We start from the raw sequence: 20,532 nt of genomic DNA on the forward strand, positions 1-20,532 counted from the left end.
GAGTTTCCCTCCTTCAACCTATAAATTCAATTAATCTTCTGTTCTTAAATCAAGATTAAGTTCATCTAGCTTCGCTTTCACTTCTTCAAGTGATTTACGGCCTAGATTGCGTACTTTCATCATTTCTTCTTCTGTCTTATTTGAAAGCTCAAGGACAGTGTTAATGCCCGCGCGTTTTAGGCAGTTGTAGGATCTAACAGATAGGTCAAGTTCTTCGATCGTCATCTCTAAAACTTTTTCAATCTGATCTTCTTCTTTTTCTACCATGATTTCCGCAGTTTGTGCTTCGTCTGTCATATTGACAAATATATTCAAATGCTCAGTAAGAATTTTTGCTCCGAGTGCTACTGCTTCTTTCGGACCAATGCTACCATTTGTTGAAACATCCAAAGTTAATTTATCGAAGTTAGCCAACTGACCAACACGAGTATTTTCAACTTGGAAATTAACACGTGATACCGGAGTATAGATCGAGTCGACTGGAATTACACCAATTGCAAGATCATCGCGTTTATTTGTTTCAGCTAAATCATAGCCGCGACCACGAACAGCATACATGCGCATGCGTAAGTGTCCATTTTTCCCTAGCGTTGCAATCTTTAAATCAGGATTCAGAATTTCTACATCACTGTCATGCGTAATATCCGCTGCAGTGATAACTCCTTCACCTTTCACATCAATCTCAATTACCTTCTCTTCATCTGAATAGATTTTAAGAGCAATTCTTTTCACATTCAAAATAATTGTAGCAACGTCTTCAACGACACCTTCTACAGTTGAGAATTCATGAAGAACCCCGTCAATTTGAATGGATGTTACAGCTGCCCCTGGTAATGAGGAAAGAAGAATTCGACGCAAGGAATTCCCTAAGGTATTCCCGTAGCCACGCTCAAGTGGTTCAATGATAAACTTCCCGAATTTGGAATCATCGCTGATTTTCACAGTTTCAATCTTTGGTTTCTCAATTTCGATCATTCGTTTACCCTCCTTCAAAACGTCGTATAAAATGGCCGTTCCATATTGAAATCGATATTCACAGACTGCAAATTACAGTCTTATAATTCATTTTTACCAAAAAATGTGTTTCTCAATCAAATGGATGTTAAGCCATTATACACGGCGGCGTTTTGGTGGACGGCATCCGTTATGTGGAACCGGAGTTACGTCTCTAATTGCGGTTACTTCAAGTCCAGCAGCTTGTAGTGAACGAATTGCAGCTTCACGACCAGCACCAGGGCCTTTAACAGTAACTTCAAGAGTTTTTAAACCATGCTCCATAGATGTTTTAGCAGCAGTTTCTGCAGCCATCTGTGCAGCGAATGGTGTTGATTTACGGGATCCTCTGAATCCTAGTGCACCAGCACTTGACCATGAAAGAGCGTTACCTTGCATGTCCGTAATTGTAACAATCGTATTGTTAAACGTCGAACGGATATGTGCAATACCGGATTCGATATTCTTTTTCGTACGACGACGTGTTGTTTGTTTTTTACCTTTAGCCATGTTAAGAAGAAACCTCCTTTACGTATAATTTATCTTCTAACTGCGCGCTTAGCGCCTTTACGAGTACGGGCGTTGTTTTTCGTGTTTTGTCCGCGAACTGGTAGTCCACGACGGTGACGCATTCCACGGAAACTTCCAATTTCCATCAAACGCTTGATGTTAAGTGAAGATTCGCGACGTAAGTCACCTTCTACTCTCAAACTGTCAATTTCTGTACGGATTTTGTCGAGTTCTGCATCAGTAAGGTCGCGAACGCGTGTTTCTTCAGAAACACCAGCAGCTGCCAATACTTGTTGTGCAGTTGTTTTTCCAATTCCGAATACATATGTCAAAGAAATAACAATGCGCTTATCGCGCGGAACATCTACTCCAGCAATACGTGCCATATAGATTGTGCACCTCCTTCAATTTAGCCTTGTCTTTGTTTATGTTTTGGATTTTCACAGATAACCATTACTCGCCCACGTCTGCGAATAACTTTACATTTTTCACAGATCGGTTTTACAGATGCTCTAACTTTCATCTTACCCAACCTCCTTCATATTCCGGAGTACAAAAGTTTATTTGAAACGGTACGTGATACGACCGCGCGTCAAATCATAAGGAGAAAGTTCCATAGTTACTTTGTCGCCAGGCAGGATACGGATAAAGTGCATACGGATTTTGCCAGAAACATGCGCAAGAATCGTATGGCCGTTTTCAAGCTCTACTTTAAACATCGCGTTTGGCAACGTTTCGACTACAGTACCTTCTACTTCGATTACATCGTCTTTCGTCATCAATCCTGTCTCCCTTCTCTATATCAATAAAGGTTCTCACCATCAATCGGCATCAGTCGCCTTTAAAGCTTCCTTCAACATATGTCTGGAACGCAAGAGTGATGTTCGAAAGACGTCTGTCACATTTCGCTTCCCATTAAACAAATCTTTCCACTTATGTTGTGGCGAATCGCTTTTAGGAATGGACACGACCGTCCAGATTGCCTTGGATGAGTTCCCAAGCTACGTCATTTCAGTTCTAGACACAAAAGTAATCTTATCAAAAATTGATCATAAAATACATTTTGCGGCCTATAACCTTTACGCCTCAGAGAACTCTAGCAGTTCTTTATCCCGGGCAGCATATGCTTTTGCAGCTCTTTGTGTGAAATACCCTTTCCGACTAGCAAGTAGCATGAGCCCGGAAAGGTTTACTGTCCGTTCCCTTGAAGGATAGCGTCCAGCTCTTTGAAAACGTCATCGATGTCCTGTTGTCCATCGATATTTGATAGCACATTTTTAGCATTATAAAACGCTAGTAGCGGTGCTGTTTGTGTCATATTTACTTCCAGACGATTCTTTACAGTTTCGGGATTATCATCCTCGCGCTGATAAAGCTCGCCACCATCTTTATCACAAACACCTTCAACCTTTGGCGGGTTAAATAGTAAATGATAAGACGTTCCGCATACTTTACAGATACGGCGACCCGTTAATCTTTTAACGAGTTCATCCGGATCTACTTCAATATTTAGAACATGCTCGATTTTTCGGTCCATGTCCGATAAAAGTGCATCTAACGCTTCCGCTTGAGGAACCGTTCGCGGGAATCCATCTAGAAGGAATCCTTTATCGCAATCAGGTTTGCTCAATCGTTCACGCACGATGCCAATCGTAACTTCATCAGGAACTAAAGCTCCTTGATCCATATACGATTTAGCTTTGATGCCGAGTTCTGTGCCTTCAGAAATAGCAGCACGGAACATATCGCCTGTAGAAATATGAGGGGTATCGTACTTTTCAACAATATTGTCTGCCTGTGTGCCTTTACCGGCACCCGGCAAGCCCATTACTATGATATTCATACGGTTTGTCCTCCACACTTTTCCTCAATAGGGAAGAATGCAATTCAATTCTTCTTTGAAGAATGAGTTCAATTCTTCCTTTAAGAAGTTTATTTCATAAAGCCTTTATAATGCCTTTTCACGAGTTGTGATTCAAGTTGTTTCATCGTTTCAAGTGCAACACCGACAACGATTATTAAACTTGTTCCACCAATTTGCAAAGACTGTGGCAGGCTAGCTAAATTGATGAAAATGATAGGCATTACCGAAACTACCGCAAGGAAGATTGCCCCTACAAACGTTAGTCTATACAAAGTGCTTGTTAAATAGCGCTCTGTATCATGACCTGGACGAATGCCCGGAATATAGGCTCCCTGCTTTTTCAAATTATCAGCGACATTCTCAGGATTAACCTGAATGAATGCGTAGAAATAAGTAAATGCGATAATGAGCGCTACATATATTACCATTCCTACTGAGTTCGTATAGTCGAATATGTTAATTATTGTTGACGTTACTTTGCTTTCCCCGAAAAACGATGCAATTGACTGTGGTGTGATGAAAAACGCCACTGCAAAGATTACCGGAATTACACCTGCTGCGTTCAGCTTCAATGGCATATGCGTTTGCTGACCTGCTGACGTTTGACCGCGGCCTGTAGCACGCTTTGCGTATTGAACCGGAATTTTACGCAATGCTTCTTGTACGTATATAATTCCGACAGTTACAGCGACAATAACGAGAAGCAATAAAAACATAATCGCTAACTTTATAAATAATGCGTCACCCGCATCTTGAATTTGTGTTGCATACAATTGGTTTGCTGCAGTAGGGATCCCAGCGACGATTCCAGCAAAGATGATGATGGAAATACCATTTCCAACGCCTCTTTCTGTAATTTTCTCGCCGAGCCACAAAAGAAATGCAGTTCCAGCTGTCAGAACGATTGCAATCACTACGTAGGTTGCAATACCTTCGTCTTTTATGAGCGTTCCACCATACATTCTGTTGAAGCCGAATGACATCGCGATTGCTTGGACAAAGGCTAGCACAATTGTGAAGTATCTCGTGAACTGTGCAAGTTTACGTCTTCCAACGTCACCTTCTTTAGCCCACTCTGTAAACTTTGGTACGACATCCATCTGCAATAATTGCATAATGATGGAAGCTGTGATGTATGGCATAATCCCCATTGCTAAAATGGAGAAATTCGCCAATGCACCACCGCCAAAAATATTAAGAAACCCAATTAGACTGTGATCTGTTTGTTGCAAAGCAGACGCATCGACATTCGGTACAGGAATAAATGCACCTAGTCTAAATGCGATTAAGACTAACAATGTAAAAAGAATTTTATCTCTTATATTTTTAACGCGCATAAAGCTAGAGATTGTCTCAAACATTAAACCACCTCGGTTTGTCCGCCTGCTTTTTCGATAGCTTCCTTAGCAGCAGCAGAGAATTTGTGGGCCTTAACTGTAATCTTTTTCTCAAGTGTTCCATTGCCTAGAATCTTGATTCCTGATTTAGTTTTGCTAACAATACCCGACTCAAGTAACAATTCGGGCGTTACTACTGTGCCTTCATCAAATAGGTTAAGTTTATCGATATTTACTACCGTATAGTCTTTACGGTTGATGTTTGTAAAACCGCGTTTAGGAAGTCGTTGGAATAATGGTGTTTGACCACCTTCAAATCCTAGACGTGTACCTCCGCCGGAACGAGCATTTTGACCTTTATGCCCTTTACCAGAAGTTTTCCCAAAGCCAGATCCGATGCCGCGTCCAATACGTTTCCGTGATTTACGAGCACCTACAGCTGGTTTCATTTCATGTAAGTTCATTTCATTGGCACCTCCTTAATAAGAAAAACGGGATTATAGTTCTTTAACTGTAACCAGGTGGGATACTACGTTGACCATGCCACGAATTGCAACATTGTCTTCATGTTCAACCGTCTGATTAATTTTATTTAGCCCTAAAGCTTGTACTGTTTTACGCTGTGCCGGTTTTGAACCGATCACGCTCTTTTTAAGGGTGATTTCGAGTTTGTTCGCCATTGTCTTTCCCCCCTTAACCTAACAGTTCTTCTACAGTTTTTCCGCGCAATTTAGCTACATCTTCTGCACGTTTCAAATTCTCTAGTCCTGAAATTGTTGCACGAACCATATTAATTGGCGTGCTTGAACCAAGTGATTTTGAAAGAATATCTGTAATACCAGCTAGTTCGAGTACAGCACGGACAGGTCCGCCTGCGATAACTCCTGTACCAGGTGCAGCAGGTTTAATTAGAACTTGACCTGCACCAAAGCGTCCAAGAATTTCATGTGGTGTTGTACCTCTAACCATTGGTACGGAAATTAGGTTTTTCTTAGCATCTTCAATTGCTTTACGGATAGCCTCTGGAACTTCCTGTGCTTTCCCAGTTCCAAAACCGACTCGACCGTTTTTGTCGCCGACTACAACGAGAGCAGTAAAACGGAAACGACGTCCACCTTTTACAACTTTCGCTACACGGTTAATCGTAACTACGCGTTCTTCAAATTCACTTTTATTCTGATCATTACGACGCATTAAATATGTCCCTCCTTTTAATTAAAATTCCAGACCATTTTCACGTGCTGAGTCAGCAAGAGCTTTCACACGGCCGTGAAATAGGTAACCGCCACGGTCGAATACAACCGACTTGACGTTTTTCTCTCCGGCTTTATTCGCGATAATCTCGCCAACTTTAGCAGCAGCTTCAGTATCCGCCTTAGTTTCAAGACCGAAGTCTTTATCCATTGTCGATGCGCTTGCAATCGTTACTCCGCTAACATCATCAATCAATTGAGCATAAATATGCTTATTTGAACGATATACGTTTAAACGAGGACGTGCAGCAGTACCGCTAATTTTCCGACGTACGCGTGAATGACGCTTTTTACGGACAGCGTTTCTATCATTTTTCGTAATCATCGTGGTCACTCCTTCCAAATACCTATACGGTATTATTTACCTGTTTTACCTTCTTTACTACGTACCTGTTCGCCTTGGTAACGAATTCCTTTGCCTTTATATGGCTCAGGTGGGCGTACTTGACGAATTTTAGATGCAAGAGCACCAACACGTTCTTTATCAATACCAGTGATTTTAATTTTCGTGTTTTCAGGAACTTCGATCTGAACTCCATCTTCCGGTGTAAATTCAACCGGGTGAGAGTAACCGACGTTTAGAACAAGTTTCTGTCCTTGAAGTTGTGCACGGTAACCTACCCCGACAAGCTCAAGTGAACGTTCGAATCCTTTTGAAACGCCTGTCACCATATTATCAAGAAGTGAACGCGTCGTACCATGGATAGAACGGTGTTGTTTTGATTCAGATGGGCGAATTAACGTAATTACGTTATCTTCTTTTTCAATCTTAATTTCTGGGTTAAATTTGTTTGTAAGTTCGCCTTTTGGTCCTTTAACTGTAACAACGTTACCTTCTAAAAATGTAACTGTTACTTGTTCAGGTACTTCAATTGGCTTTTTTCCTATACGGGACATTCAATTGCACCTCCATTCAATTGTTGCGTATTACCAGACGTAAGCTACGACTTCTCCGCCTACTTGTTTAGCGCGTGCTTCTTTATCAGTAAGGACGCCATGTGATGTAGAAACGAGGGCGATACCTAAACCATTCAATACTTTAGGAACTTCATTTGTTTTTGCATAAACACGAAGTCCAGGTTTTGAAATACGTTTAAGACCAGTAATTACACGCTCGTCGTTTTGACCATATTTAAGGAAGATTCGGATGATGCCTTGTTTGTTGTCTTTAACAAATTCAACATCACGGACGAAACCTTCACGTTTTAGGATTTCAGCAATTTCTCTTTTCATGTTTGAAGCAGGTACCTCAAGCTTCTCGTGACGAACCATGTTCGCGTTACGGATGCGAGTAAGCATATCTGCGACCGGATCACTCATTGTCATTCCATTGACCTCCTTCCCATATTAGGGGATTACCAGCTTGCTTTTTTAACGCCTGGAATTTGTCCTTTGTACGCTAGTTCGCGGAAACAAATACGGCAAAGCATGAATTTACGATATACAGAGTGCGGACGTCCACAACGTTTACAACGCGTGTACTCTTGCACTTTAAATTTAGGTGTACGTTTTTGTTTTGCAATCATTGATTTTTTAGCCATGATTTCGCCTCCCTCTTATTTACTTCTGGAATGGCATGCCGAACTGCTTAAGCAACTCGTGTGCTTCTTCATCCGAATTAGCAGTAGTTACGATGTTAATGTCCATTCCACGAATTTTAGATACTTTATCATATTCGATTTCAGGGAAGATCAATTGCTCTTTTACGCCAAGCGTATAGTTTCCACGACCGTCGAATGCTCTTTTTGAAACACCGCGGAAGTCACGAACACGTGGCAATGAAACAGAAATCAATTTGTCTAGGAATTCATACATGCGCTCACCGCGTAATGTAACTTTTGTTCCAATAGGCATTCCTTCACGTAGACGGAATCCTGCGATTGATTTCTTTGCTTTTGTGACGACTGGTTTTTGACCAGAGATAATCGATAAATCTTCCACTGCCGCATCTAGTGCTTTCGTGTTTTGAACAGCATCGCCAACACCCATGTTGATTACGATTTTGTCCACTTTAGGAACTTGCATCACTGATGTATATTCAAACTTGCTCATTAGAGCAGGAGTAACTTCGTTTACAAACTTCTCTTTAAAACGGCTCATCTATTGGACCTCCTTTCAACCGCTACTTAGTTATCCAGTACTGCACCGGATTTTTTAGCAACACGAACTTTTTTGCCATCTTCAATCTTGTACCCTACACGAGTTGGCTCGTTAGTTTTAGGGTCGATTAGCATGACGTTTGAAACATGAATCGCTGCCTCTATGCTCATTATTCCGCCTTGAGGGTTTTCCTGATTAGGTTTCGTGTGTTTCTTAACGATGTTTGCACCTTCAACAATCACACGGTCCTTTTTAGGAAAAGCTGCTAGGATCACGCCGGTTTTACCTTTGTCTTTCCCGGAAATGACCATAACTTTATCGCCTTTTTTTACATGCATTCTGTCGCACCTCCTGTTTTGCACTGTCATGTTAAATTAGAGTACTTCTGGAGCTAGAGAAATAATTCTCATGAAATTGCTGTCGCGAAGTTCGCGAGCAACAGGTCCAAAAATACGTGTTCCACGTGGGCTCTTATCGTCCCGGATGATTACGCATGCGTTCTCATCGAATGTTATATATGATCCGTCGTTACGACGAACACCAGTTTTTGTACGCACGATAACAGCCTTGACGACTTCACCTTTCTTGACAACGCCACCTGGTGTTGCTTTTTTCACTGTACAGACAACAACGTCACCAATATTGGCTACTTTACGACCTGTACCACCAAGTACTTTAATTGTAAGAACTTCACGAGCGCCTGAGTTATCGGCGACTTTCATACGACTTTCCTGTTGAATCATTGAGGCTACCTCCCCTCGGATTAAAGTATCCGATATCTATTAAATAACGATTGCTTTCTTGACGATTTCAGTTAGGCGGAAACGTTTTGATTTCGAAAGCGGACGCGTTTCCGTGATGCGAACGATATCTCCCATTTTCGCTTCGTTCAACTCATCATGAACTTTGTGCTTTTTAGAATATTTCATACGCTTACCGTATAAAGTATGCTTCTTTTGTGTTTCGACCAACACAGTGATCGTTTTATCCATTTTGTCAGAAACGACGCGCCCTGTATATACTTTGCGCTCATTACGCTCAGTCATAGTTGGAACCTCCTTCATCAGTTATTTGCACTGATTTCTCTTTGACGTATTACAGTTTTCATGCGCGCAATCGATTTACGAACTTGACCGATGCGTGCAGTGTTTTCTAATTGACCAGTCGCCAATTGGAAGCGAAGGTTGAAAAGCTCTTCTTTCAGTGATTTCACTTGTTGCTCAATCTCTGCAGTTGTTAAGTCACGGATTTCTTTAGCTTTCATTAGATTCACCACCAATTTCTTCACGTTTTACAAACTTGCTTTTAATAGGAAGCTTGTGAGATGCAAGACGAAGCGCTTCACGAGCTACCTCTTCATCGACACCTGCAATTTCAAACATGATTCTACCAGGTTTAACAACTGCTACCCAGCCTTCTACAGCACCCTTACCGGAACCCATCCGAACTTCAAGAGGCTTTTTTGTATACGGTTTGTGTGGGAAAATATTGATCCAAACTTTCCCGCCACGTTTCATGTAACGTGTCATTGCAATACGTGCTGCTTCAATTTGACGGTTTGTGATCCATGATGCTTCAAGAGCCTGTAGACCGTACTCGCCAAACTCAACTGTTGCTCCACCTTTTGTAGTTCCACGCATGTTGCCGCGGAATACGCTACGATATTTAACGCGTTTAGGCATTAACATATTAGTTGCCTCCTTCCTCAGAGTTCTTCTTTAGTGTCGGAAGGACTTCTCCTTTGTAAATCCATACTTTTACGCCAAGCTTACCGAATGTTGTATCAGCTTCAGCATGTGCATAATCAATGTCAGCACGTAAAGTATGAAGTGGAACAGACCCTTCACTATATCCTTCTGCACGAGCGATGTCCGCACCGCCAAGACGTCCAGAAACTTGTGTTTTAATTCCTTTCGCACCAGCGCGAATTGTACGTTGAATTGCTTGTTTTTGCACACGACGGAATGAAACACGGCCTTCTAATTGACGTGCGATGTTTTCTGCTACTAATTTCGCGTCAAGATCTGCACGTTTAACTTCGATGATGTTGATGTGTACGCGTTTGCCTGTAATTGAATTTAATTGTTTACGGAGAGCTTCGACCTCGGAGCCACCTTTACCAATTACCATTCCAGGTTTCGCAGTGTGAATAGAAATGTTTACACGCTTTGCAGCACGTTCGATTTCTACTTTAGAAACAGATGCATCAACTAATTTCTTGTCAATATACTCACGAATCTTTAAATCTTCATGCAATAGTGTTGCGTAATCTTTTTCAGCGTACCATTTTGACTCCCAGTCACGGATGATACCGACCCGCAAACCATTAGGATGTATTTTTTGACCCACGAATTATCCCTCCTTCTTCTCTGCTACCACGACAGTGATATGGCTTGTGCGTTTGTTGATAGCACTTGCGCGTCCCTGTGCACGTGGGCGGAAACGTTTCAATGTCGGTCCTTCATCAACGAATATTTCGCTAACAATCAAGTTCTCGACATTCATTTCATAGTTATGTTCAGCGTTTGCGACGGCTGAATTCAATGCTTTTTCTACAGCTGGAGATGCCGCTCTCGGCGTCAGGCGTAGAATTGCCACAGCTTCACCGATTTTCTTACCTCTGATAAGATCAACCACAAGACGAACTTTACGAGGAGCAATACGGACTGTGCGGGCAGTAGCTTTAGCTTGTTGCATCAGATTTACCTCCTCTCAATTAACGACCTGTTTTCTTATCGTCGCCACCGTGATTTCTAAATGTACGTGTTGGTGCGAATTCACCTAGTTTGTGACCTACCATATCTTCTGTTACGTATACTGGTACGTGTTTACGACCATCGTATACTGCAATCGTCATTCCGATGAAAGACGGGAAAATTGTGGAGCGTCGTGACCAAGTTCTAATTACTTGTTTTTTCTCTGAACCTTTTTGTGCATCGACTTTCTTTAAAAGATGATCGTCTGCAAAAGGTCCTTTTTTCAAGCTTCGGCCCATGTCGGAACCTCCCTCCTTGATTTGACTACGGCCCAGTTATTGAACCGCAGTGATTCCAAATTACTTCTTACGACGACGAATAATATGTTTGTCGGAAGCATTGTTTTTCTTACGCGTTTTGTAACCAAGTGTTGGTTTGCCCCAAGGTGTAAGTGGTGATGGCATACCGATTCCAGTACGTCCTTCTCCTCCACCGTGCGGGTGATCGTTCGGGTTCATTGCAGATCCACGTACTGCCGGGCGTTTACCCATCCAGCGTGAACGTCCTGCTTTACCGATGTTAATAAGTTCGTGTTGTTCGTTTCCAACTTGACCGATTGTTGCGCGGCAAGAAGAAAGAACCATGCGTACTTCACCGGATTGAAGACGAACAATTACGTATTTACCTTCGCGTCCTAGAAGTTGAGCAGATGTACCAGCTGAACGTACGAGTTGGCCACCTTTTCCTGGTTTCAATTCAATGTTGTGAATTGTTGAACCCATTGGAATGTTTTCTAGTGGAAGTGCGTTACCTACTTTAGCGTCAACATCTGGACCTGACATGATTGTCATTCCAACTTGAAGACCTTTTGGAGCAAGGATGTAACGTTTTTCTCCATCAGCATAATTAATTAAAGCGATATTCGCAGAACGGTTCGGATCGTATTCGATCGTAGCAACGCGTCCTGGTATGCCATCTTTCCGACGTTGGAAATCGATGACACGGTATTGGCGTTTATGGCCGCCACCTTGGTGACGAACAGTAGTCCTACCTGTATTGTTACGTCCGCCTGACCGTTTAACCGGTGCTAGCAATGATTTTTCTGGCTTATCCGTAGTAATTGCGGAGAAATCAGATGAAGTCATATTACGACGTCCATTAGAAGTAGGTTTGTATTTTTTAATCACCTTGTTTTCCCTCCTTCATATAATCGTGTTTCATATTAATAGAAACTTATAGTTCGAATAGTTCGATGTCGTTTGAGTCCTCAGTTAGCGTAACAATCGCTTTACGGCGTTTGTTTGTGTAACCAGCGTGCTTACCCATACGTTTGAACTTGCCTTTATAGTTTTGTACGTTTACTTTTTCCACTTTCACTCCGAAGATTTCTTCAACAGCGTGCTTAACTTGTGTTTTGTTCGCGCGCGTGTCGACATCGAAAGTGTACTTTTTGAATTCCATTTGATCAGAAGTACGCTCGGTAATGACCGGACGTTTTAAGATATCACGTGCTTCCATTAACCAAGCACCTCCTCTATTTTTTCTACTGCTGCTTTAGTTACGACGAATTTTTCGTGCGCAACAATATCAAGAACATTGATGCTGCTAGCAGTTACTACACTGATTCCAGGAATGTTACGAGCGGACAATGCCACCGTCTCATCAAGGTCTGCAGTGACAATCAATGCTTTTTTGTTAATTGATAGATCTTTTAATACTTGTACAAACTCTTTTGTTTTTGGTGCATCAAATGATAGTTGGTCAAGAACGATTACGTTCTCTTCGCGTACTTTTGATGAAAGTGCAGATAAAAGAGCGATTCTGCGAACTTTTCTTGGTAGTTTGTATGAATAGCTTCTTGGTGTTGGACCAAATACAACTCCACCGCCACGCCATTGTGGGGAACGGATTGACCCTTGACGAGCACGGCCTGTTCCTTTTTGACGCCATGGTTTACGTCCACCGCCAGCAACTTCAGAACGGTTTTTTACTTTGTGGTTACCTTGGCGTAATGATGCGCGCTGTTGGACCAATGCTTCAAACAAAATCGCTTCATTTGGCTCGATTCCGAAAATCGCATCGTTTAATTCGATTTCGCCAACTGAAGAACCTGTTTGACTTAAAACGGATACTTTTGTCATTCCAACTTCCTCCTTCCTTTATTAATTAGTTCCCTTTAATCGCGCTTTTCACTTGGATAAGTGATTTACGTGATCCTGGAACATTACCTTTTATAAGTAGCAAGTTACGCTCAGCGTCAACTCTTACAATTTCAAGGTTTTGAATCGTTACTGTTTGATTTCCCATGCGTCCTGGAAGCTTCTTACCTTTGAAGACACGTTGAGCGTCTACAGATCCGATTGAACCTGGTGAACGGTGGAAACGTGATCCATGAGACATAGAACCGATTGAGTAACCGTGGCGTTTAATAACACCCTGGAACCCTTTACCTTTTGATGTACCTACTACGTCGACGATATCGCCTTCTGCGAAAGTATCGACTTTGACTTCCTGACCAACCTCGTGTGCGTTAACGTCCAAACCACGGAATTCGCGGATGAAGCGCTTAGGCGTTGTATCAGCTTTCGCAACGTGTCCCTTTTCAGGTTTGTTCGATAGCTTGTCTCTCTTGTCATTAAATCCTAGTTGGATTGCTTCATAGCCGTCCGTTTCTGCACTCTTCTTTTGAAGAACGATGTTTGGAGTAGCTTCAATCACTGTTACTGGGATTAGATCACCGTTTTCAGCAAAAATTTGCGTCATGCCGATTTTTTTCCCTAAGATTCCTTTGGTCATTCGTCACACCTCCTGTAATATAATAATTTTTTCTATCGATTATAATTTGATTATAATTTGATTTCAATGTCTACGCCTGATGGTAAATCGAGTTTCATTAACGCGTCGACAGTTTGTGGTGTCGGGTTAACAATATCGATAAGACGTTTATGTGTGCGCATTTCGAACTGCTCACGTGAATCCTTGTTAACGTGTACTGAACGTAGAATCGTGTAAACAGATCTTTCTGTTGGTAGTGGAATCGGACCCGATACACTTGCACCAGAACGTTTTGCTGTTTCGACAATCTTTTCAGCTGATTGATCAAGGATACTGTGATCATATGCTTTTAAACGAATACGAATCTTTTGTTTTGCCATTACTTTCCCTCCCTTTCGCCTAATTAATAGACATTCTCCACGAAAATTTCCCACACACGCGCCATGGCAATGCGGCCGGGTGTGTCGGCAACCTCTCGCTTCATCGCAGTCAAAGAGCAACATTCAACATTATACACAAGGAAAAAGAATTCCGCAAGTGTTTTAACGAAATTCTTTTCGATGCTTTTATTATTATAGTATCTATTGTTACGAGATGCAATAACCTAGCAATTAGTCGGAAAAATTAATGAGCTTAACCCAGCAACATAACACCAATCCAACCGAATACTAATAGCGGAATACTGAAGTGAATAAAAGTCGGAACACAAGAGTCCCATATATGGTTGTGTTGTCCGTCTGCATCCAGCCCAGCTGTTGGCCCTAATGTAGAGTCAGAAGCTGGAGAACCGGCATCCCCAAGCGCTGCAGCCGTCCCTACCAATGCGATGATCGCCATCGTACTAAAACCGAACTCGATACTTAATGGCACGAAGATGGACGCAATAATAGGAATCGTGGCGAATGATGAACCAATACCCATTGTCACAATCAAACCGACAATCAGCATTAAGAGTGCAGCCAACGCTTTATTATCGCCTAACATTTCGCTTGTGTGTTCTACAAGTAAAATAACATGACCTGTTTCTTTAAGGACAGCAGCAAATCCATTCGCAGCAATCATAACGAATCCTACAAATGCCATCATTTTCATGCCGTCGTTTATTAGATTATCTGCTTCCTTCCACTTCAAGGCGCCTGTAACGTATAAAATAAAGATCCCAGTGACAGCGCCCGCAATCATGGATTGTGTCGGTATTTGTACAGCCAACGTCCCGATTAAGGCAATGACAGTAAATACTAGATTGCGAGTTTTAATTTCGACAACTTCTTCGGATAACTCGATTTTGCGATCTTCATATTCTCTCGGTTTTCGGTATGAAATGAAAATCGCAATTATCAAGCCGATAACGAGCCCTATCACAGGAATAACCATTGCTTTTGGAATATCTGACATATTAATCGTTAGACCAGCAAGTTCCATTTGGGTTGCCAATATTTCATGGAATAGGAATCCGAAACCATACGGTAAAATCATATACGGCACAGTCAACCCGAACGTCAATACAGAAGCAATTAAACGACGATCGATTTTCAACATATTTAAAACGTGCAAAATTGGCGGAACTAATAGTGGAATGAATGCGATATGAATCGGAATCAGGTTTTGCGAGAACATCGCCATCGCAAGCAGGATTAAGACAACTAATACTTTCCCAAGAGCTGTACGATCTGCTTGTCCGTCTTTTTTGACGATTTTCAACATGCCATTGACAAGCAGCTGCGGAATCCCAGTTTGAGAAATCGCAACGGCGAATCCACCTAATAGCGCATAACTCAACGCGATATTAGCACCTTCGCCAAGTCCGCTTGAAAAGGATTTAATCGTCTCATCAAACGAAAGACCACCCGTCAAGCCTCCCGCGATTGCGCCCATGACTAACGCAAGCACCACATTCACTCGAACCAAACTTAATAACAACATCACTACTACTGCAATAAGAACTGCATTCATATATTTTCACTCCTAAATATTTCACTCTGCTAAAGTACTAAAGTCCATTGTCCTAATTTAACAAAATAATATCATCCTGTCAATAGACAAAATTTAGCAACTTAACCAGAGGAGTGAAACGACTAAAACAACAGCGTAAACGACTAATGAGCCGACCGATACGACCAATACCACTTCCGAACCGACCAAACACACGCTACAAAACTCCACAAAAAAACTCCCGCCACGTCTGGCAGGAGTTTTTTATATTAGTATCAATTATTTTTGGATTGAAGCAACTACGCCTGATCCAACAGTACGTCCACCCTCACGGATAGAGAAACGCGTACCTTCTTCAAGAGCGATTGGAGAAATAAGTTCGATCTTCATTTCTACGTTATCGCCAGGCATAACCATTTCTACGCCTTCAGGAAGTTCGATTACACCTGTTACGTCAGTTGTACGGAAGTAGAACTGAGGACGGTAGTTTGAGAAGAACGGCGTGTGACGGCCACCCTCTTCTTTTGATAGAACATAAACTTCAGAAGTGAAGTTTGTGTGTGGAACGATTGAACCTGGTTTAGCAAGTACTTGACCACGTTGGATATCTTCACGCGCTACTCCACGTAGAAGTGCTCCAATGTTGTCACCAGCTTCTGCATAGTCAAGAAGTTTACGGAACATTTCTACACCTGTAACAGTAGTAGATTTAGCTTCGTCAACGATACCGATGATATCAACAGTTTCGCCTACTTTAACTTGTCCACGCTCAACACGTCCAGTTGCAACTGTACCACGACCTGTAATTGAGAACACGTCCTCAACAGGCATCATGAATGGTTTGTCAGTTTGACGTGGTGGTGTTGGGATGTACTCATCAACAGCAGCCATAAGTTCCATAATTTTATCTTCGTAGCCTTCGTCGCCTTCTAGTGCTTTAAGCGCTGAACCTTGGATAACAGGAATGTCATCGCCAGGGAAGTCATACTCAGAAAGAAGATCACGGATCTCCATTTCAACTAGCTCAAGAAGTTCTTCGTCGTCAACCATGTCACATTTGTTCATGAATACGACTAAGTAAGGAACACCTACGTTACGTGAAAGTAGGATGTGCTCACGTGTTTGTGGCATTGGGCCGTCAGCTGCAGATACAACTAGGATTCCGCCGTCCATTTGTGCTGCTCCAGTAATCATGTTCTTAACGTAGTCCGCGTGACCTGGGCAGTCAACGTGCGCGTAGTGACGGTTTTCAGTTTCGTACTCGATGTGAGACGTGTTAATCGTGATTCCACGCTCTTTTTCTTCTGGTGCGTTATCAACTTGGTCGTATGACTGAGCTGTCCCACCTAGTCTTTTCGCAAGAACTGTTGCGATTGCAGCTGTTAGTGTTGTTTTACCATGGTCAACGTGACCAATTGTTCCAATGTTCGCATGCGTCTTGGAACGATCGAATTTTTCTTTACCCATTATGGAAAGCCTCCTTAAAATATAAACATTAATAGTTTTTATAGCTATTGATGCTTAAAGCGACAACAGCTTCGTGCATATAAATTACTTATACTAGAATTAACAACGAATTACAATTATTCGCCTTTATTCTTTTTAATAATTTCTTCTGAAACTGATTTCGGAACTTCTTCATAGTGATCAAACACCATTGAGAAGACTCCACGTCCTTGTGTATTAGAACGAAGTGAAGTTGCATAACCGAACATTTCAGCAAGTGGAACCATTGCAGCAACAACTTGCGCATTACCGCGTGCTTCCATTCCTTCTACGCGACCACGACGTGATGTAATATCACCCATGATATCTCCCATGTACTCTTCTGGAATAATGACGTCAACTTTCATCATTGGCTCGAGAAGAACCGGGTTGACTTTTGATGCTGCGTTTTTAAGTGCCATAGAACCGGCAATCTTAAACGCCATCTCGTTGGAGTCAACATCATGGTAAGAACCGTCGTATAGACGTGCTTTAATGTCGATTAATGGATATCCTGCGATTACCCCGTTGTCGAGTGCGTCACGGATACCTGCTTCAACAGAACTGATGTATTCGCGTGGTACAGATCCACCGACGATATTGTCGATAAATTCGAAACCTGCGCCTACTTCGTTTGGTGAGAATTCAACCCAAACGTGACCATATTGTCCACGTCCACCTGATTGGCGAACAAACTTACCTTCAACTTCCGCAGCTTGACGGAATGTTTCACGGTAAGATACTTGTGGAGCACCAACGTTTGCAGCAACGTTAAACTCACGACGCATACGGTCTACGAGTACGTCTAGGTGAAGTTCACCCATACCTGCAATAATAACTTCGCCAGTTTCCTCATCTGTATGAGCATGGAAAGTTGGATCTTCTTCTTGTAGTTTAACTAGAGCTTGACCCATTTTATCTTGGTCCGCTTTTGTTTTTGGTTCAATTGCTACAGAGATAACTGGTTCTGGGAAATCCATAGATTCGAGAATAACTGGTGCTTTCTCGTCACATAGCGTGTCACCCGTACCTGTGTCTCTTAGTCCAACTGCAGCAGCGATATCTCCGGAGTGTACTTCAGAAATTTCTTCACGGGAATCAGCATGCATTTGTAGAATACGTCCTACACGCTCACGCTTGCCTTTAGAAGTGTTCTGAACATATGAACCGGATTTTAGTGTCCCTGAGTAAACGCGGAAGAATGTAAGTTTCCCTACATATGGATCCGTCATAACTTTAAACGCAAGTGCCGAGAATGGGCCTTTGTCGTCTGCAGGACGTGTGACTTCTTCTTCATTATCAGGATTAATACCTGTCATCGGAATAACGTCGGTTGGTGATGGAAGGTAGTCAATAACTGCGTCAAGAACGAGTTGAACACCTTTATTTTTGAACGCAGTTCCACAAACGACAGGGTAGAACTCTACGTTTAGTGTTGCTTTACGAATTGCATCTTTAATTTCAGTTACAGTTAGCTCTTCGCCGTTCAAATATTTCTCCATCAGATCTTCGTCGAATTCAGCAATCGCTTCAATTAGCTTTTCACGATATTCTTCTGCTGTTGCAACATGTTCTTCAGGGATATCACGGACTTCAACATCCATTCCTGTGTCATCACCGTAGAAAGTTGCTTTCATTTCGATTAAATCAATAATTGCTTCAAATTGATCTTCCGCGCCAATCGGTAACTGGATCGGGTGTGCGTTAGCACCTAGACGATCATGGAGTGTACTTAATGCGTAAAGGAAATCCGCACCTGTTTTGTCCATCTTGTTAACGAATACTAAGCGTGGAACTGAATAGTTTGTAGCTTGTCTCCAAACAGTTTCAGTTTGTGGTTCAACACCTGATTGTGCATCAAGAACTGTCACAGCACCATCAAGTACGCGTAATGAACGTTCAACTTCAACAGTGAAGTCTACGTGTCCCGGTGTATCGATGATGTTTACGCGGTGACCTTTCCATTGAGCTGTTGTAGCAGCAGACGTGATTGTAATTCCACGCTCTTGCTCTTGCTCCATCCAGTCCATTTGAGATGCACCTTCATGCGTTTCACCAAGTTTATGAATACGGCCTGTGTAATAAAGGATACGCTCAGTTGTCGTTGTTTTACCAGCGTCAATGTGAGCCATGATTCCGATGTTACGAGTATTCTCTAAGGAGAACTCTCTTTCCATGCTGTTTATCTCCTTCCGTGGATTAGACTTTTACTAATGTCGATCTTACCAGCGGTAGTGAGCGAATGCTTTGTTCGCTTCTGCCATTTTGTGCAATTCTTCACGTCTTCTGACGGATGCACCTGTGTTGTTAGACGCGTCTAGAATTTCATTTGCAAGACGCTCTTCCATTGTTTTCTCACCGCGTTGACGGGAGTAGTTTACGAAATAACGTAAACCTAAAGTTGTACGACGTTCTGGACGTACTTCAACTGGAACTTGGTAGTTCGCTCCACCGACACGGCGTGCACGAACCTCTAGTACTGGCATAACGTTTTCTAGTGCTGCTTCAAATACTTCCAATGGATCTTTCCCTGAACGTTCTCTAACAAGTTCGAACGCACCATAGAGGATTTTTTGTGAAGTACCTTTCTTTCCATCAACCATCATTGAGTTTATAAGACGTGAAACCAGTTTCGAATTGTAAATCGGATCTGGAAGTACATCACGCTTTGCTACTGGACCTTTACGAGGCATATTGTTTTCCTCCTTTCGATTTCGATAAGTTACGTAAGCGAAGAACGCTTAAATAATCTAGTTTATTTTTATTTCTTAGCTTTTGGCTTTTTAGCTCCATACATTGAGCGGCTTTGCATACGGCCAGTAACACCAGCTGTATCAAGTGCACCACGTACGATATGGTAACGAACACCCGGTAAGTCTTTCACACGTCCACCGCGAATAAGTACAACGCTGTGTTCTTGCAAGTTATGACCTTCACCTGGGATATAAGCGTTAACTTCTAAAGTGTTAGTCAGACGAACACGAGCATATTTACGAAGTGCCGAGTTCGGCTTCTTCGGTGTCATTGTTCCAACACGCGTACAAACACCTCGTTTTTGTGGTGAGTTTACGTTTGTCATCGACTTTTTGAAGCTGTTATAGCTTTTTCCTAGTGCCGGTGATTTTGATCCTGCAACCTTCGATTTACGGGGTTTGCGGACTAATTGGTTAATTGTAGGCATCGATTTTGTCCTCCTCTCAAAAGTAAATTTGTAAGACCACACATCCAGGTGGTTCATTTTTGGGGTAAAAACAAAGTCTTTATGCTTTTATAGCATAAAAACGGTTATCCAGTAATCGCAACGACGGCTGTACCGACTTCAATACCACATGATTCTCCAAGTTTTTCCCTTGAATCAACATAAGATACTGGAATGCGATGCAGTTCGGCTTCCTCCACTACTGGAGTAATAAGTCGCGTCTCAGAATCCTGAGCGATGATGACCTCTATAACTTTACCTGCACGAATCGCTTTTACTGTTTGCTTTATACCGATGATTGTTTTCTGTGCCTGGGCTACTTTTTCATAAGACATTTCCATATCCTCCAAAGAGCAGACATATTACTATCAACCTTTTGTATATTATC

Annotated in this window: 34 protein-coding genes; all 34 read right to left on the minus strand. The window is 42.2% G+C overall.

What is annotated here, in order from left to right; translation table 11 throughout:
- Positions 1 to 30 precede the first annotated feature (30 nt).
- Positions 31 to 975, minus strand: coding sequence for a DNA-directed RNA polymerase subunit alpha (locus JSQ81_RS10790; RefSeq protein WP_212604091.1), 945 nt, complete (start codon positions 973 to 975; stop codon positions 31 to 33).
- Positions 976 to 1,110: 135 nt separating this feature from the next.
- Positions 1,111 to 1,503 carry a 30S ribosomal protein S11 gene (gene rpsK, locus JSQ81_RS10795; RefSeq protein WP_172370550.1) on the minus strand — a complete coding sequence of 131 codons (393 nt, stop codon included), beginning with the start codon at positions 1,501 to 1,503 and terminating at the stop codon, positions 1,111 to 1,113.
- A 29-nt stretch (positions 1,504 to 1,532) separates the two neighbouring features.
- The gene (gene rpsM / locus JSQ81_RS10800) at positions 1,533 to 1,889 is read right to left on the minus strand and encodes a 30S ribosomal protein S13 (RefSeq protein WP_212604092.1); all 357 of its coding nucleotides are present in this window, start codon (positions 1,887 to 1,889) and stop codon (positions 1,533 to 1,535) included.
- 23 nt (positions 1,890 to 1,912) lie between these two features.
- A complete protein-coding gene (rpmJ, locus tag JSQ81_RS10805; protein ID WP_075526647.1) occupies positions 1,913 to 2,026 on the minus strand; it encodes a 50S ribosomal protein L36 in 114 nt (37 codons plus the stop codon).
- Between the two features lie 37 nt (positions 2,027 to 2,063).
- Entirely contained in the window at positions 2,064 to 2,282 is a 219-nt protein-coding gene (infA, locus tag JSQ81_RS10810; RefSeq protein ID WP_172370548.1) for a translation initiation factor IF-1, read from the minus strand.
- A 410-nt stretch (positions 2,283 to 2,692) separates the two neighbouring features.
- Entirely contained in the window at positions 2,693 to 3,346 is a 654-nt protein-coding gene (locus JSQ81_RS10815; protein ID WP_212604093.1) for an adenylate kinase, read from the minus strand.
- 89 nt (positions 3,347 to 3,435) lie between these two features.
- Complete coding sequence (gene secY, locus JSQ81_RS10820; RefSeq protein ID WP_212604094.1) at positions 3,436 to 4,728, minus strand: preprotein translocase subunit SecY; 1,293 nt, start codon at positions 4,726 to 4,728, stop codon at positions 3,436 to 3,438.
- Positions 4,728 to 5,168 (minus strand): 50S ribosomal protein L15, encoded by a 441-nt coding sequence (gene rplO / locus JSQ81_RS10825; RefSeq protein WP_212604095.1) that lies wholly within the window; start codon positions 5,166 to 5,168, stop codon positions 4,728 to 4,730. The genes secY and rplO overlap by 1 nt, the downstream gene beginning before the upstream one ends.
- Before the next feature lie 33 nt (positions 5,169 to 5,201).
- Positions 5,202 to 5,384, minus strand: coding sequence for a 50S ribosomal protein L30 (gene rpmD / locus JSQ81_RS10830; RefSeq protein WP_212604096.1), 183 nt, complete (start codon positions 5,382 to 5,384; stop codon positions 5,202 to 5,204).
- A gap of 13 nt (positions 5,385 to 5,397) precedes the next feature.
- Positions 5,398 to 5,898, minus strand: coding sequence for a 30S ribosomal protein S5 (rpsE, locus tag JSQ81_RS10835; RefSeq protein WP_212604097.1), 501 nt, complete (start codon positions 5,896 to 5,898; stop codon positions 5,398 to 5,400).
- Between the two features lie 21 nt (positions 5,899 to 5,919).
- Positions 5,920 to 6,282, minus strand: coding sequence for a 50S ribosomal protein L18 (rplR, locus tag JSQ81_RS10840; RefSeq protein WP_212604098.1), 363 nt, complete (start codon positions 6,280 to 6,282; stop codon positions 5,920 to 5,922).
- 32 nt (positions 6,283 to 6,314) lie between these two features.
- Positions 6,315 to 6,854, minus strand: coding sequence for a 50S ribosomal protein L6 (gene rplF, locus JSQ81_RS10845; RefSeq protein WP_212604099.1), 540 nt, complete (start codon positions 6,852 to 6,854; stop codon positions 6,315 to 6,317).
- Positions 6,855 to 6,884: 30 nt separating this feature from the next.
- Positions 6,885 to 7,283, minus strand: a complete 399-nt coding sequence (gene rpsH / locus JSQ81_RS10850; RefSeq protein WP_212604100.1) for a 30S ribosomal protein S8 — start codon at positions 7,281 to 7,283, stop codon at positions 6,885 to 6,887.
- Positions 7,284 to 7,312: 29 nt separating this feature from the next.
- On the minus strand, positions 7,313 to 7,498 hold the full coding sequence (locus JSQ81_RS10855; RefSeq protein WP_172370539.1) for a type Z 30S ribosomal protein S14: 186 nt from the start codon (positions 7,496 to 7,498) through the stop codon (positions 7,313 to 7,315).
- A gap of 19 nt (positions 7,499 to 7,517) precedes the next feature.
- Entirely contained in the window at positions 7,518 to 8,057 is a 540-nt protein-coding gene (gene rplE / locus JSQ81_RS10860; RefSeq protein WP_212604101.1) for a 50S ribosomal protein L5, read from the minus strand.
- Between the two features lie 26 nt (positions 8,058 to 8,083).
- A complete protein-coding gene (rplX, locus tag JSQ81_RS10865; RefSeq protein WP_172370537.1) occupies positions 8,084 to 8,395 on the minus strand; it encodes a 50S ribosomal protein L24 in 312 nt (103 codons plus the stop codon).
- A gap of 36 nt (positions 8,396 to 8,431) precedes the next feature.
- Complete coding sequence (rplN, locus tag JSQ81_RS10870; protein WP_212604102.1) at positions 8,432 to 8,800, minus strand: 50S ribosomal protein L14; 369 nt, start codon at positions 8,798 to 8,800, stop codon at positions 8,432 to 8,434.
- 39 nt (positions 8,801 to 8,839) lie between these two features.
- Positions 8,840 to 9,103: a 30S ribosomal protein S17 gene (rpsQ, locus tag JSQ81_RS10875; RefSeq protein WP_210471049.1), complete on the minus strand. Its 264-nt coding sequence runs from the start codon at positions 9,101 to 9,103 to the stop codon at positions 8,840 to 8,842.
- A 17-nt stretch (positions 9,104 to 9,120) separates the two neighbouring features.
- Complete coding sequence (gene rpmC, locus JSQ81_RS10880; RefSeq protein ID WP_172370534.1) at positions 9,121 to 9,321, minus strand: 50S ribosomal protein L29; 201 nt, start codon at positions 9,319 to 9,321, stop codon at positions 9,121 to 9,123.
- On the minus strand, positions 9,311 to 9,745 hold the full coding sequence (rplP, locus tag JSQ81_RS10885; protein WP_210471050.1) for a 50S ribosomal protein L16: 435 nt from the start codon (positions 9,743 to 9,745) through the stop codon (positions 9,311 to 9,313). Before rplP ends, rpmC begins: the two co-directional genes overlap by 11 nt.
- 1 nt (position 9,746) lies before the next feature.
- Positions 9,747 to 10,406, minus strand: coding sequence for a 30S ribosomal protein S3 (rpsC, locus tag JSQ81_RS10890; RefSeq protein WP_212604103.1), 660 nt, complete (start codon positions 10,404 to 10,406; stop codon positions 9,747 to 9,749).
- A 3-nt stretch (positions 10,407 to 10,409) separates the two neighbouring features.
- Positions 10,410 to 10,754: a 50S ribosomal protein L22 gene (gene rplV, locus JSQ81_RS10895; protein WP_210471052.1), complete on the minus strand. Its 345-nt coding sequence runs from the start codon at positions 10,752 to 10,754 to the stop codon at positions 10,410 to 10,412.
- Positions 10,755 to 10,773: 19 nt separating this feature from the next.
- A complete protein-coding gene (rpsS, locus tag JSQ81_RS10900) occupies positions 10,774 to 11,052 on the minus strand; it encodes a 30S ribosomal protein S19 (protein ID WP_210471053.1) in 279 nt (92 codons plus the stop codon).
- A 60-nt stretch (positions 11,053 to 11,112) separates the two neighbouring features.
- Entirely contained in the window at positions 11,113 to 11,940 is an 828-nt protein-coding gene (gene rplB, locus JSQ81_RS10905) for a 50S ribosomal protein L2 (RefSeq protein ID WP_256437712.1), read from the minus strand.
- A gap of 46 nt (positions 11,941 to 11,986) precedes the next feature.
- Entirely contained in the window at positions 11,987 to 12,271 is a 285-nt protein-coding gene (gene rplW, locus JSQ81_RS10910) for a 50S ribosomal protein L23 (protein WP_210471054.1), read from the minus strand.
- Positions 12,271 to 12,894: a 50S ribosomal protein L4 gene (rplD, locus tag JSQ81_RS10915; protein ID WP_212604104.1), complete on the minus strand. Its 624-nt coding sequence runs from the start codon at positions 12,892 to 12,894 to the stop codon at positions 12,271 to 12,273. The genes rplW and rplD overlap by 1 nt, the downstream gene beginning before the upstream one ends.
- A 25-nt stretch (positions 12,895 to 12,919) precedes the next feature.
- Positions 12,920 to 13,549 carry a 50S ribosomal protein L3 gene (rplC, locus tag JSQ81_RS10920; protein ID WP_212604105.1) on the minus strand — a complete coding sequence of 210 codons (630 nt, stop codon included), beginning with the start codon at positions 13,547 to 13,549 and terminating at the stop codon, positions 12,920 to 12,922.
- Between the two features lie 50 nt (positions 13,550 to 13,599).
- A complete protein-coding gene (rpsJ, locus tag JSQ81_RS10925; RefSeq protein ID WP_172370526.1) occupies positions 13,600 to 13,908 on the minus strand; it encodes a 30S ribosomal protein S10 in 309 nt (102 codons plus the stop codon).
- A gap of 253 nt (positions 13,909 to 14,161) precedes the next feature.
- The gene (locus JSQ81_RS10930; RefSeq protein ID WP_212604106.1) at positions 14,162 to 15,481 is read right to left on the minus strand and encodes a Na+/H+ antiporter family protein; all 1,320 of its coding nucleotides are present in this window, start codon (positions 15,479 to 15,481) and stop codon (positions 14,162 to 14,164) included.
- Positions 15,482 to 15,739: 258 nt separating this feature from the next.
- The gene (gene tuf / locus JSQ81_RS10935) at positions 15,740 to 16,927 is read right to left on the minus strand and encodes an elongation factor Tu (protein ID WP_212604107.1); all 1,188 of its coding nucleotides are present in this window, start codon (positions 16,925 to 16,927) and stop codon (positions 15,740 to 15,742) included.
- Between the two features lie 116 nt (positions 16,928 to 17,043).
- Entirely contained in the window at positions 17,044 to 19,122 is a 2,079-nt protein-coding gene (gene fusA / locus JSQ81_RS10940; RefSeq protein ID WP_212604108.1) for an elongation factor G, read from the minus strand.
- Positions 19,123 to 19,167: 45 nt separating this feature from the next.
- Positions 19,168 to 19,638, minus strand: a complete 471-nt coding sequence (gene rpsG, locus JSQ81_RS10945) for a 30S ribosomal protein S7 (RefSeq protein WP_172370522.1) — start codon at positions 19,636 to 19,638, stop codon at positions 19,168 to 19,170.
- A gap of 68 nt (positions 19,639 to 19,706) precedes the next feature.
- Positions 19,707 to 20,126: a 30S ribosomal protein S12 gene (rpsL, locus tag JSQ81_RS10950; protein WP_210471060.1), complete on the minus strand. Its 420-nt coding sequence runs from the start codon at positions 20,124 to 20,126 to the stop codon at positions 19,707 to 19,709.
- A 104-nt stretch (positions 20,127 to 20,230) separates the two neighbouring features.
- The gene (locus JSQ81_RS10955) at positions 20,231 to 20,479 is read right to left on the minus strand and encodes a ribosomal L7Ae/L30e/S12e/Gadd45 family protein (RefSeq protein WP_212604109.1); all 249 of its coding nucleotides are present in this window, start codon (positions 20,477 to 20,479) and stop codon (positions 20,231 to 20,233) included.
- Positions 20,480 to 20,532: the final 53 nt, after the last annotated feature.

Origin of the sequence: Sporosarcina sp. Marseille-Q4063, assembly GCF_018309085.1 — a bacterium.
In the GTDB taxonomy this organism is placed as follows: domain Bacteria; phylum Bacillota; class Bacilli; order Bacillales_A; family Planococcaceae; genus Sporosarcina.

Excerpts from the sequence above, each read along its gene's own strand:
- rplC (WP_212604105.1), bottom strand. The coding sequence starts at position 13,549 with ATGACCAAAGGAATCTTAGGGAAAAAAATCGGCATGACGCAAATTTTT.
- rpsK (WP_172370550.1), bottom strand. The coding sequence starts at position 1,503 with ATGGCTAAAGGTAAAAAACAAACAACACGTCGTCGTACGAAAAAGAAT.
- rpsJ (WP_172370526.1), bottom strand. The coding sequence starts at position 13,908 with ATGGCAAAACAAAAGATTCGTATTCGTTTAAAAGCATATGATCACAGT.
- rpsM (WP_212604092.1), bottom strand. The coding sequence starts at position 1,889 with ATGGCACGTATTGCTGGAGTAGATGTTCCGCGCGATAAGCGCATTGTT.
- rpmD (WP_212604096.1), bottom strand. The coding sequence starts at position 5,384 with ATGGCGAACAAACTCGAAATCACCCTTAAAAAGAGCGTGATCGGTTCA.
- rplW (WP_210471054.1), bottom strand. The coding sequence starts at position 12,271 with ATGGAAGCACGTGATATCTTAAAACGTCCGGTCATTACCGAGCGTACT.
- rpmJ (WP_075526647.1), bottom strand. The coding sequence starts at position 2,026 with ATGAAAGTTAGAGCATCTGTAAAACCGATCTGTGAAAAATGTAAAGTT.
- rpmC (WP_172370534.1), bottom strand. The coding sequence starts at position 9,321 with ATGAAAGCTAAAGAAATCCGTGACTTAACAACTGCAGAGATTGAGCAA.
- rpsS (WP_210471053.1), bottom strand. The coding sequence starts at position 11,052 with ATGGGCCGAAGCTTGAAAAAAGGACCTTTTGCAGACGATCATCTTTTA.
- rplP (WP_210471050.1), bottom strand. The coding sequence starts at position 9,745 with ATGTTAATGCCTAAACGCGTTAAATATCGTAGCGTATTCCGCGGCAAC.
- rplO (WP_212604095.1), bottom strand. The coding sequence starts at position 5,168 with ATGAACTTACATGAAATGAAACCAGCTGTAGGTGCTCGTAAATCACGG.
- rpsH (WP_212604100.1), bottom strand. The coding sequence starts at position 7,283 with ATGACAATGAGTGATCCGGTCGCAGATATGCTTACTCGCATCCGTAAC.
- JSQ81_RS10815 (WP_212604093.1), bottom strand. The coding sequence starts at position 3,346 with ATGAATATCATAGTAATGGGCTTGCCGGGTGCCGGTAAAGGCACACAG.
- JSQ81_RS10790 (WP_212604091.1), bottom strand. The coding sequence starts at position 975 with ATGATCGAAATTGAGAAACCAAAGATTGAAACTGTGAAAATCAGCGAT.
- rplN (WP_212604102.1), bottom strand. The coding sequence starts at position 8,800 with ATGATTCAACAGGAAAGTCGTATGAAAGTCGCCGATAACTCAGGCGCT.
- tuf (WP_212604107.1), bottom strand. The coding sequence starts at position 16,927 with ATGGGTAAAGAAAAATTCGATCGTTCCAAGACGCATGCGAACATTGGA.
- rplV (WP_210471052.1), bottom strand. The coding sequence starts at position 10,754 with ATGCAACAAGCTAAAGCTACTGCCCGCACAGTCCGTATTGCTCCTCGT.
- secY (WP_212604094.1), bottom strand. The coding sequence starts at position 4,728 with ATGTTTGAGACAATCTCTAGCTTTATGCGCGTTAAAAATATAAGAGAT.
- rplX (WP_172370537.1), bottom strand. The coding sequence starts at position 8,395 with ATGCATGTAAAAAAAGGCGATAAAGTTATGGTCATTTCCGGGAAAGAC.
- JSQ81_RS10955 (WP_212604109.1), bottom strand. The coding sequence starts at position 20,479 with ATGTCTTATGAAAAAGTAGCCCAGGCACAGAAAACAATCATCGGTATA.
- rpsG (WP_172370522.1), bottom strand. The coding sequence starts at position 19,638 with ATGCCTCGTAAAGGTCCAGTAGCAAAGCGTGATGTACTTCCAGATCCG.
- rpsE (WP_212604097.1), bottom strand. The coding sequence starts at position 5,898 with ATGCGTCGTAATGATCAGAATAAAAGTGAATTTGAAGAACGCGTAGTT.
- JSQ81_RS10855 (WP_172370539.1), bottom strand. The coding sequence starts at position 7,498 with ATGGCTAAAAAATCAATGATTGCAAAACAAAAACGTACACCTAAATTT.
- infA (WP_172370548.1), bottom strand. The coding sequence starts at position 2,282 with ATGACGAAAGACGATGTAATCGAAGTAGAAGGTACTGTAGTCGAAACG.
- rpsL (WP_210471060.1), bottom strand. The coding sequence starts at position 20,126 with ATGCCTACAATTAACCAATTAGTCCGCAAACCCCGTAAATCGAAGGTT.
- rplE (WP_212604101.1), bottom strand. The coding sequence starts at position 8,057 with ATGAGCCGTTTTAAAGAGAAGTTTGTAAACGAAGTTACTCCTGCTCTA.
- rplR (WP_212604098.1), bottom strand. The coding sequence starts at position 6,282 with ATGATTACGAAAAATGATAGAAACGCTGTCCGTAAAAAGCGTCATTCA.
- rpsQ (WP_210471049.1), bottom strand. The coding sequence starts at position 9,103 with ATGACTGAGCGTAATGAGCGCAAAGTATATACAGGGCGCGTCGTTTCT.
- rplD (WP_212604104.1), bottom strand. The coding sequence starts at position 12,894 with ATGACAAAAGTATCCGTTTTAAGTCAAACAGGTTCTTCAGTTGGCGAA.
- JSQ81_RS10930 (WP_212604106.1), bottom strand. The coding sequence starts at position 15,481 with ATGAATGCAGTTCTTATTGCAGTAGTAGTGATGTTGTTATTAAGTTTG.
- rplF (WP_212604099.1), bottom strand. The coding sequence starts at position 6,854 with ATGTCCCGTATAGGAAAAAAGCCAATTGAAGTACCTGAACAAGTAACA.
- fusA (WP_212604108.1), bottom strand. The coding sequence starts at position 19,122 with ATGGAAAGAGAGTTCTCCTTAGAGAATACTCGTAACATCGGAATCATG.